At 65.6% G+C, this 9,990-nt stretch carries 10 protein-coding genes; 3 read left to right on the forward strand and 7 right to left on the reverse strand.

The window, feature by feature from the left end; translation table 11 throughout:
- Positions 1 to 109: 109 nt before the first annotated feature.
- On the reverse strand, positions 110 to 1,132 hold the full coding sequence (locus AC5RTT_RS05255; RefSeq protein ID WP_494144306.1) for a LacI family DNA-binding transcriptional regulator: 1,023 nt from the start codon (positions 1,130 to 1,132) through the stop codon (positions 110 to 112).
- A gap of 216 nt (positions 1,133 to 1,348) precedes the next feature.
- On the opposite strand from AC5RTT_RS05255, the gene AC5RTT_RS05260 reads away from it, so the two are divergent.
- Complete coding sequence (locus AC5RTT_RS05260) at positions 1,349 to 1,621, forward strand: hypothetical protein (RefSeq protein ID WP_494009326.1); 273 nt, start codon at positions 1,349 to 1,351, stop codon at positions 1,619 to 1,621.
- 33 nt (positions 1,622 to 1,654) lie between these two features.
- On the opposite strand, the gene AC5RTT_RS05265 is transcribed toward AC5RTT_RS05260, so the two are convergent.
- The 4 genes from AC5RTT_RS05265 to AC5RTT_RS05280 form a co-directional block, all read right to left on the reverse strand.
- Positions 1,655 to 2,542 (reverse strand): HNH endonuclease, encoded by an 888-nt coding sequence (locus tag AC5RTT_RS05265; RefSeq protein WP_494144307.1) that lies wholly within the window; start codon positions 2,540 to 2,542, stop codon positions 1,655 to 1,657.
- A 6-nt stretch (positions 2,543 to 2,548) separates the two neighbouring features.
- Positions 2,549 to 3,409 (reverse strand): universal stress protein, encoded by an 861-nt coding sequence (locus AC5RTT_RS05270; RefSeq protein WP_494144308.1) that lies wholly within the window; start codon positions 3,407 to 3,409, stop codon positions 2,549 to 2,551.
- Between the two features lie 280 nt (positions 3,410 to 3,689).
- On the reverse strand, positions 3,690 to 3,899 hold the full coding sequence (locus tag AC5RTT_RS05275) for a YegP family protein (RefSeq protein ID WP_494144309.1): 210 nt from the start codon (positions 3,897 to 3,899) through the stop codon (positions 3,690 to 3,692).
- A gap of 773 nt (positions 3,900 to 4,672) precedes the next feature.
- The gene (locus AC5RTT_RS05280; protein ID WP_494144310.1) at positions 4,673 to 5,539 is read right to left on the reverse strand and encodes a universal stress protein; all 867 of its coding nucleotides are present in this window, start codon (positions 5,537 to 5,539) and stop codon (positions 4,673 to 4,675) included.
- Between the two features lie 432 nt (positions 5,540 to 5,971).
- Here AC5RTT_RS05280 and AC5RTT_RS05285 point away from each other — a divergent pair, with 432 nt between their 5' ends.
- The gene (locus AC5RTT_RS05285; RefSeq protein ID WP_494144311.1) at positions 5,972 to 7,654 is read left to right on the forward strand and encodes a GAF domain-containing sensor histidine kinase; all 1,683 of its coding nucleotides are present in this window, start codon (positions 5,972 to 5,974) and stop codon (positions 7,652 to 7,654) included.
- A gap of 26 nt (positions 7,655 to 7,680) precedes the next feature.
- On the opposite strand, the gene AC5RTT_RS05290 is transcribed toward AC5RTT_RS05285, so the two are convergent.
- Positions 7,681 to 8,304 (reverse strand): response regulator, encoded by a 624-nt coding sequence (locus AC5RTT_RS05290; protein ID WP_494144312.1) that lies wholly within the window; start codon positions 8,302 to 8,304, stop codon positions 7,681 to 7,683.
- Between the two features lie 322 nt (positions 8,305 to 8,626).
- Between AC5RTT_RS05290 and AC5RTT_RS05295 the strand changes: the two genes are divergently transcribed.
- Entirely contained in the window at positions 8,627 to 9,106 is a 480-nt protein-coding gene (locus AC5RTT_RS05295; protein WP_494144313.1) for a universal stress protein, read from the forward strand.
- Between the two features lie 61 nt (positions 9,107 to 9,167).
- On the opposite strand, the gene AC5RTT_RS05300 is transcribed toward AC5RTT_RS05295, so the two are convergent.
- Entirely contained in the window at positions 9,168 to 9,860 is a 693-nt protein-coding gene (locus AC5RTT_RS05300; RefSeq protein ID WP_494144314.1) for a polysaccharide deacetylase family protein, read from the reverse strand.
- Between the last annotated feature and the right edge of the window lie 130 nt (positions 9,861 to 9,990).

The raw sequence follows: 9,990 nt of genomic DNA on the forward strand, positions 1-9,990 counted from the left end.
TGAGGGTCCTGCAGGGAACGCGGCCGCTGCAACGGCTGCGTTCCCGTTTTGTTCGGGCAAGGTTGGTTTTATCGGGGTGCGGCCGCCGCTTTGGCAGCCGCTGGCAGGGTCAGCCCCGGGGAGGGGCGACAGAATCCCGCACCACCAGCGGGCAGCTGCTGGACTCGTGGGCGCGGGGAGTTTCGGGATTTTCCAGTTCGGCAAGCAGCTGGAGGACGGCCCACCGGCCCATCTCGTAGTGGGGGAGCGCCACGGTGGACAGCCCCGGCCACAGGCCGTCGGCGATGAGTTCAAGGTTGTCGACGCCGACCACCGACAGGTCGGCAGGGATTTTCAGGCCAAGGTGGCCGGCCGCCTGGTAGGCGCCCATCGCCATCTGGTCGTTGAAGCAGAACAGCGCTGTAGGCCGTTCCGCTCCGGACAGCAGGCGGAGTGCAGCGTCCCTGCCTCCTGCTGTACTGGGATGGGCGGACACCAGCTGGCCGGGTCCCAGTCCAAGTCCATGACGTTCAAGCCCCGCCCGGAAGCCTGCCAGGCGTCCGTGGGCGGCGGGGATATCGTCCTCGTTGTTGATCATGGCGATCCTGCGGTGTCCTGCCTCCGCCAGGAGTCCGGCGGCCGATTCGCCGGCACCGAACTCGTCCGGCACCACCGAGGACAGCGCGGGGTTGTCCGTGGTGGCATCAAGGACGATGGTGGGCATGCCCTGGAGCTCTTCGGGAACGGACACCAGCTGGTTGTACATGCGGGCGTAGATGATCCCGTCCACCTGGTGCTGTTTCAGGGCCCGGATCTCGTGCCTTTCAAGTTCATTGTCGAGTCCGGAGTTCACCACCATCAGAAGGTGCCCATGCTCCGAGGCGGCATCCTGCGCACCCTGGATCATGGCGCCCGCGAAAGGGGTGGTGGTGATCTCGTCGCTGACCAGGCCCAGGATCTGGGAACGCTGGTTCCGCAGTCCGCTGGCCAGACGGTTGGGGGCGTAGCCGAGATCGCCGGCTACGGCCTTGATGTGCTCCACCGTGCGGGCATTGACCCGGGAGCTGTGCGTTTCGCTCAGGGCATGCGACACCGTGGTCACAGAGACGCCGGCAGCCTTTGCCACGTCCCGTATGTTCACCTTCGTCGCCATTGACTCTTCCTTTGCAAAACGTTTTGTATGTTGCCTGCATCACTATATGCAAAACGTTTTGCACCCGTCAAGGGCAACGCATCCTGATTAAGGTTTCCGGACGCGGCAAGACTTTTGACCAGCACACCGGGCTGAAGCTCTGGATCAGGATGGCCGCCGGGTCTACATTGGTTCTTGTCTTATGCAGCAGGCCCCGACACCTATGCAGGAGTGACCATGAGCCCCGCACCAAAACAACCAATCACGGATGACAGCATCCAGGTCCGCCAGGTTAACCACTACCAATTCAGCTGGGTGGCCGGAGATGCGGGAAAGCCTGGCACCTGGACCCTCCAGTTGGTCCTCGACCAAGGGGCGTGGGAGGAAGTGCTCACGCTTGACGCCGAGGACGCCGAGGTCCTCCAGAACCTCCTGAAACGCTCCGGAACGGTTTACTACGACGTCCGCCGGCGGACCCTGATGTTCGGGACAACGCCGGCAGGGCAGTAGCGGGGACAGGGCAATAGTGGGGGCAGCGGGCTCTTAGTCCGCCTGCCCGTCCAGGAGGCGCCGGGCGTTCTCCTGCGCCTCCAGCGCCTGCTCGGTCACCACTTCGCCCCGCAGGTGGCCTGCTGCGGAGAGGATGTTCCGCAGTTCCTGGACCGTGCGGGGCGTACGGACGCCGCGGTGCACCATGGCGTGGCAGTTGGCGCAGAGCGGCACAAGGTCTGCGATGGGATCCAGCTCATAGCCGGCCCGCAGTTGGGACGCCGGCACTGTGTGGTGCACGTGGATGAACCCATTGCCCACGTCACCATAGGAGGCTTCAAAGGAGAAGCCGCAGGCGGCGCAAGCCGTTCCGTGGAAGGCCAGGCACACGCGGCGTGCGTCGTCGTCGCGCTCGTAACGGTTCGCGCCCACAGTGGCGGCTGCTTCCGGCGGATAGGCGCCGGGAACGACGTCGAAGGGGTCCACTGCCTCTGGTCCCTGCTCCCGCCAGAGCCGTCGAAGGCTGTGGTCCGACCGCGTGGGGACGGACAGGAGGGCGGAGTTTGCTGCGTCGGCCCAGTGGATGTCAGGGACTTCCGCAGTCAAGGTGGCCAAAGAAATTTGGTCGCCCAACGGCAACAGAGCATCGAAGGCTACGCCCGCGGCAGCGCCTTCCGTGCCACCGCCCGCCTCCGCGGTTCCGGAGACCACAACGCCGTGCCCGATCAGGCCGCTGCCCGCGCCGCTGCTTCCGTGGAAGAGCAGCCACGCCTCGGTACCCGGCCGGATGCTCCGGCTGGAACCAACTTCCCAGCGGTCAAGCATGCGTCCCGACCGAAGGACCTGTTCGACGGCGGCAGGGTAGTTCCAGCGGTTCCACTGCCTGCCGCTCCAGACCAGGATTACCCCGGCCAGGTCCACTCCATGCTCGATTCCTGCCATCCGCGGTCACTCCGCCGGTCGTCGGGAGATGAGGACCGGGCCCCGTGCGTGGTGAAGGACCGCGTGCGCCGTTGAACCGATCGTCTCCCGAAGGAACCCGCGTCCCTGCGTTCCCACCACCAGCATCCTCGCCTGGGCAGAGGCTTTCAGGATGGCGTGCGGTATTGACGTATCAGCCAGGACCGCGCCGTCAACAGGGATACCGGGTGCCAGGGCCCGGGCGCGGGTCAGGGCGGCGCGCAGGACTTTTTCGGCTGCCTCATCCGCGGCAAGTGCGTTATACGGATCCGCCTGCCGGTGCCCGGCAGGCGTGTGCCGGACGTGGACCACCATGAGTCCTGCCCGCGACACTGACGCCATGGCACAGGCATCTTCAAGCGCCGTGGGGGACCCTGACGCGTCAACGGCCACTACGACGGGCCCGGCAGGGTGGATATCGGACCGGATGACGGCAACCGGGCAGCCGGCTGTGGCGGCCAGTTCGAGGCTCACCGATCCCACCAGCAGGCCAAGGAACCCGCCCAGGCCCCGGCTGCCTACGGCAACCATCAGCTGGCCGGCAGAAATCTGGGCCAGGTGGGATGCGGGCAGCCCGTGCAGCAGCGTCCCCTCAACGTCCAGCCCGGGTACGGCCGACCTGGCTTTGTCTATTCCTTCCTCAAGGATTGCCTCTGACGAGTGTTCGAGTCCGCTGTCCGCAATGCCGGGGACCGGGCCCAGGTTCTTGGTCAACAGGGGCCAAATGGAGCAGTGCACCACGTGCAGGGGGCAGCCCCGCAGGTCCGCCTGGTGCGCTGCCCAGTTGACTGCTGCCACAGCTTCAGCCGACCCGTCATAGCCTGCAACGATGGCGCCGTTCTCCTGCATCGCTCCCTCATTCCTGGTCCGGGGGACCTTCGGCACTGGAAGGGCCTCCGGGGAACCTCCATGCTGGGTGGTGGGGCACTGCCTACCCCGCTTCGCTTATCTAAGCAGGCACGGCAAGCCGGGGGAAGCAAGCATGTAGTCCTTCCACCACGGACACCAGGACGTTGGTTGCCGGTCTGGACGAGTCCCTGTCGGTGACGCCGCGGCCGTGACCAGGCCTTTGACGCGGAGGACCTGGGCCTCCTGGGGCTGAACTTCTGCCGTCATGGCCGCCGCGCCTTCAGGCTGCACCGAGGGAACCCGGGGCGCCCACCGCTGGCGGGCGGACCTGCAGGCCCGGGCGTGCTGCGCCGGCCAGGACAAGGGTAGGAGCAAGATCGCGGATCAAACCGGTGCCGGCGAATTCACGGACATCCTTGATGGCAGCCGCAGCGCGGTACTTGTCCGGGTACTGTCCGGCTACGGCCAGTACGCTGCCGTCCGGCGCCATGAACCTGAACCTGATCCGCCAATCCTCATCGGCAAACAGTTCGAACCTTCCAGTGCGGGGCCTCGTATTAGGGACTAAAGACCCGCAGTGCCTATTCCCGATGCCATCTACGCTGGGCGCATGAGTGAGCGAAAAAGCACATGGCACGTCCCGCACGAGGAGGACGTGCATCCAAAGCTGAAATGGAACGGTTGATGGCAGTAATGAGCAAGCGGAGCTGCTGAACGAGCTACAAACCATGCTGCTGCGGGCCGAAGCGCTCGCGGACAGGGACGACGGCGGCCACGCCCGTGACACGCGGGCGGGTACCTACCTAGGACACGGCTTCTGCCGTTGGGCTCGGCAGGCGGCGGTTTCGCACCGGCTCAGACGGCCGCAACATAAGCCTCGCGCATCCACTGCTGCACCTCGGTGTCGAGGGCCCTGCTGTCCATGAGCTCCAAGTGGTGCATCCAGACGCCGGGGGAAGGGTGGGCCACTTCCTTGAAGCGTGGGACACGTCATGCCGCGGAAGGGGAATCGAAAGGACCAGTGGAATATCGGACGTGACATACATGCCCGGCCGCCATAGGTAGGCGAAGCCGCGGCGCCGGCGGAATGAAATCTGGCTCTTGCTGACCCGCACATCCATCGGCCCGAGGCTGGACGCCATGGTTCCGCCGCCTCGTAGATTGCCCTGGCGGAGGGGGAGCCTTCCAGGAAGCGGGCAACGGTCAAGATATCGTCGCGGGGTTCCATGACCTCACCCCCTGCTGCTTTAGCCGTTAAGCGGATTATTTCTTGTGTTCGGATTTCCGCAGGTGAGTGATGATGGTGGCGCAGGGCGGCCGGGTCAGCACGGCATGGGCAGTGGATCCCAGAAGGAGCCGTCCGAAGCTGCCCCTGCCCCGGCTGCCCAGCACCAGGAGCCTGGCGTTTGAGCCGGCCTGGATCAGGGCATCCGCCGGTTCGAGAACGGTTTCCAGAACGCCATGCACCACGATGTCCGGGTACTGCTGCCTGAGGCCCGCCACAGTTTCGGACAGGACAACCTGTTCCTCCTCAAGGACATGGGCGGCGAACCTGCTGGACGGGAGGCCTGCCTTGATCCAGCGGTTGGGGCCGGTGAAAGCGTAGAGGACTGTAAGTTCCTCACCCAGCGCGTCCGCCTCGGCCGCAGCGAAAGCCACCGCCTGGGTGGACTCCTGGGACCCGTCGACGCCGACCACGACGCCGCGTCCGTTGTCCTGCCCGGGACCAATTACCGCGACCGGCGACTCCGCCACGGCCGCGGCCTGCAGCGCCCTGTCTGTCACTGCGCCGTGTACGTGCCCGCTGGAACCCAGGACCAGCATCGACGCGTTTCTTGAGTAGTCGCCCAGGGATGCACCAATGGCCCCTTCGAGCAGTTCGAGTGAAACCTGCAGCCCCGGCTCCATTTCCTGGACGCGTTCCCCGACTTCCTTGAGCTGGTCGAGGCCCGACTGGCGCAGGACGTCGACGTAGGGGAGGGCTTCCCCCACCATCCAACGGTCATCCAGGACATGCAGGAGAACCAAGGGAACTTTGTGCTTTTTCGCCCGAGCAGCCGCCCAGGCCACAGCAGCCTTGGAGGCCGAAGATTCAGTAATGCCGACGGCGATGGGCTTGCCTGGTTCCATGAGGGATCACTTTCTGGTGCTGGTCCTGGCGGCGGATCGAGCGATCAAATTTCGTCAGTTGCTGCGTCGAGCGGCGGCACCAGTGGGTGGGCGGCACGATGACAAACCGCCGGCCGCTGATGATCTCCAGCAGTCGTGGACTCCCAGGTTCTCGATTTCCGGTTCGGCTGCAGCTGTATCCATGGCCGTAGCCTAGGTCCCGGAACCGTTCCGGGATAGGGAAGAAAGTCCCGTGGAATTAACCCGTCTATCAGCACCTTCGGGCAGCGGTCCGACGGCCTGTTTCCGGCCGTTACCTGATCTTCTACACTGGTGCCATATTTCCCTTCCTGCCACGGGAGGGACAATTCTTTCCGGCGGTGCCGCACGCTCCACCGGTCTGTTGACGGGGACGATCTGCAATGAGGCGGGCTGTCGCCAGGAGGTGTGGACATGAGCAGTGACCGGCCTTGGCAGTCCCCGATCAAGGAACGAGCGGAAGACCTTCTCCGCGAGTTCCTCGCCCGCGCGGATGAGCTGCTGGACACCCAGGAACGGATCAATAGCCTGCTCGGGGCGGTGGTGGCGCTCGCGGAGGACCTCAGCCTGGAAGCTGTGCTGGATCGCGTGGTCCAGTCCGCCTGCGTGCTGGTCGGCGCCAGGTACGGTGCACTGGGAGTCATCGGAGAAGACCGCAAGCTGAGCCACTTCATCACGGTGGGGATTGACGAGGAGGGCACCAGGTCCATCGGGGACCTGCCCACGGGCCACGGTGTCCTGGGGCTCCTGATCCGCGAGCCAACGCCACTGCGGCTGCACGACCTGGGCCAGCATCCGATAGCATCCGGCTTTCCACCCAACCACCCTCCAATGAAGACTTTCCTGGGGGTCCCGGTACGGGTCAGGGACGAAGTTTTTGGAAACCTCTACCTCACGGAGAAGAACGGTGGCCAGGATTTCACACCTGAGGATGAAGACCTTGCGGTCGCTTTGGCAGCAGCCGCCGGCGTAGCGATCCAGAACGCACGCCTCTTCGAAGACAGCAAGCGCCGCCAGACGTGGCTTGAAGCAGGAATGGAGCTCAGCACCCGCCTCATCATGACTTCCCACACGGCGGACGACGCAGCCCTGGAGCATGTCCTGGAAACCGCTTTGGAAGTTTCCGGTTCCTCCCTTGCCGTAGTCGCCGGCCCGGCCGGTGACGGTGTTCTAAGGTGCCGCGCTTCGCTTGGCACCCAGAGCCTCCAGGCGGGCCAGGAACTCAAGGCTTCCGAGATGGTTGCCAAAGTCCTCGAAACAGGTGAGTCGGCGGTGGCCCGGGACCCCCAGGAGTTCTTTGATGAGGAGGTCACGGAAAAGCTGGGGCCCGTCCTCGTCTGCGCGCTTGGCCACAGAGGCAGCGCTAACGGCGCCCTGTTGCTTGCCCGTCCGAAGGGATCATCGGTGTACGCGCAGTCAGACATCGACTCGAGCGCCCTGTTCGGGAGCAGGATTGGCTTGGCACTCGACCTGGCACGGGTCAATGCCCTCCGGGAACAGAACCTGCTGTTCACTGACAGGGAACGCATCGCCCGGGACCTGCACGACCTCGTGATCCAGCGCCTTTTTGCGGCCGGCCTGAGCATCCAGAGCCTGCGACGCTACACCCTCGATCCAGTGGCCAACGACCGCATTGCAGCGGTCACCTCCGAACTGGACGACACTATCCGGAAATTGCGGGACACCATTTACTCCCTCCGGACAGGCGAGGAGGAACGGGAGCCCCTGACAGGCCGGATCCTGCGGGTCGTTCGGGACAACTCTCGCAGCTACCCTGTAGACCCCGAAGTGTCCCTCAACGGGCCGGTGGATTCGGTGCGGGAGGATCTGGCGGCGCATCTGCTGCCCGTCCTCACGGAGGGCCTGAGCAACGCGTTGAGGCACTCCGGGGCCGCCGCGATCAACGTTGCTGTGACCGTCACGGCGGACCAGGTCCAGCTTGTCATCAGCGACAACGGCCAGGGCTTCGAGGAGCCGGGAAAGACAAGCGGCCTGGCGAATATGCGGCACCGGGCCGAGCTGCTGGGCGGCACCTGTTCCATTGACAGTGCACCCGGCGAGGGCACCCGGGTGACGTGGTGTGTCTCCCGCAAATGACCGCACGTATGCCGCGGGATTAACGCTCAGGACGCGTCCGGTACGTTCCGGGTGACATAGACGGCGGCCTGGGTCCGCCGTTCAAAGCCCAGCTTCGCGAGGATCGAGGAGACGTAGTTCTTCACGGTCTTTTCCGCCAGGAACAGGTCATCGCCTATCTGCCGGTTCGTCAGGCCCTGGCCGATCAGGGCCAGGACTTTTTTCTCCTGCGCGCTGAGGGCCTCCAGCCGAGGGTCTGTCGGCGCATGGGACAGTCCTGCCATCACCCGCTGCTCCACCCCCGGTTCAAAGAGGAACTCACCTGCCGCAGCCCTGCGGATTCCGTTAAGGAGGTCATCGCTCCTGATCTGCTTGAGGATGTAGCCCGATGCCCCGGCGAGGACCGCGCCCCGGAGTGCCTGCTCGTCGTCGTAGCTTGTCAGGATGAGGCAGCGCAGGCGGGGGTCGAGGGAACGCACGTCGCGGCATACCTCGATGCCGGTGCCGTCCGGAAGGCGTCCGTCCAGGATTGCGATGTCCGGGAGCAGCGCGGGTATCCGGCGCGTGGCCTCGGCAGCCGAACCGCTTTCGCCGACCACAAGGAAACCCTCGCCTTCGAGCAGGTCCTTGAGTCCCTGCCTGACGAGTTCGTGGTCATCGAGGATGAACACCCGGACCGGTCCTTGGGGCTCCGGACTATTTCCCGGCCCTGTCTCTTCCCTTTGCACGCTGCACTCCCAAATCGTTCCGGCCCCCGGCCTGCACCTTTCGTGTGGGGCAGCCCTCCGGAAGGGGGCTGATCCCATTCTTTCCTGCTCCGGCATCCTCTGGAAGGGACCAAAGTCCGGTCTCATTCAGCGGCTTCGGACAATGGCCGCACCCTGGCCAGCCCGGACGCCTGGGCCACGTGGCTTGCGGTGACCTTCGGCCCTACCCCCGCAAGCCTGTCGTCGGCCACTCTGGGGGAGAGGCGTCACAAAGGATGGGAAGCTGATGACTGCAACCGAGGGGACCCCCAGGATTATTGCCGGAGTGGACGGATCCGAGGCGTCCGTGGAGGCGCTGCGCGTTGCGGCCACGCTGGCGGAACCGCTTGGTGCCACGGTGGAAGCGTGGGCCTGCTGGGATGTCCCGGCCGGCTACGGGGTGTATCTGGCAGTAGGGATTGAAGGTTTCAAATACGCCGCCGAACAGGTGTTGCAGCAGGCCCTCACGGATGCCTTTGGTGACCTGCGGCCGGCTACTGTCCGGCCACGTCTGGTGCGTGGCAAACCCGGCCCCCTGCTGATTGACGGGAGCCGGAGCGCCTTGCTCCTCGTTGTTGGACGGCGCGGGCACGGCGGCTTCGTGCCCGGGTCGGTTAGCTCCGCGTGCGTGAGCCATGCGCACTGTCCCGTCCTGGTTGTCCACGCCCCGGAGACGGCGAGGGCTCAGGCGGCGGCAAAGCAAGCCGCGGCCGATGCCTCTCAGTGACGGCCGGCGTCGTGCCCGTGTCCGTGGCGGGCGGCCTCTGTCCAGATGGAGGGCGAAGATCCTACTGCGCAAGCAACGCGTCGAGGGTGGCAAAGCCGTAACCGGCCGCACTGATGCGGTCGATCACCTGCGGTAGGGCGTCAGCATCAAGGGTGCTGCCGTCGTCGGGGTTTGAGCCGATATGCATGAGGACAATTTCGCCCGGCTGCAGCGCAGCCATGACCCGGTCGGAGACAGTCTGGGCGCTGATGCCGCCATTGGTGCCCTTCCAGCCAAGTGTGTCCACCGACCATCGGACCGCGGCATAACCAAGGTCGTTGACCACGGCGATGGTCCGCGCATCCCGTTCCCCGAAAGGAAAGCGGAACAACGGCCTCGGGTCGGCGCCGGCGGCCAGGATGGCTGCCTCGGCCCCGCGGACCTGCTCCACGATCTGGGCGTCGCTGAGCCCGGTAAAACCGGGATGGGTCATGGAGTGGTTGCCCACGCGGTGCCCTGCTGAGACGATCTGCCGGACTCCGTCCGGATTGTTCGCGGCCCAGTTGCCGGTGAGGAAGAATGTTCCGGCCACTCCTTTGGCAGACAGCGTCGACAGGATCCTCGGCAGGCCTTCCGCATTGGCCCCGGCGTCAAAGGTCAGCGCCACGGCGCGCCCCGCGCCGGGGATAGCTGTCAGGTCCTGGCTGCGCAGCCCGGCAGGCAACGGGTCCTGCGGCGGACCGGCGCCCGGGGCGGGTGGCGTAGTAGCGGGCATGGGAGGCACGGTGACCGGCGACTGCACCGGAGTCTGTCCTGCCTCCCGGGTCTCGGTCCCGGTTGGCCCGGGGTGCGACGGCGTGGCAGACGGGCTGGACGACGCGGGGAAGGCGGTGCCGCTGGCGGCC

This window comes from Arthrobacter sp. Y3221157 (assembly GCF_059089865.1).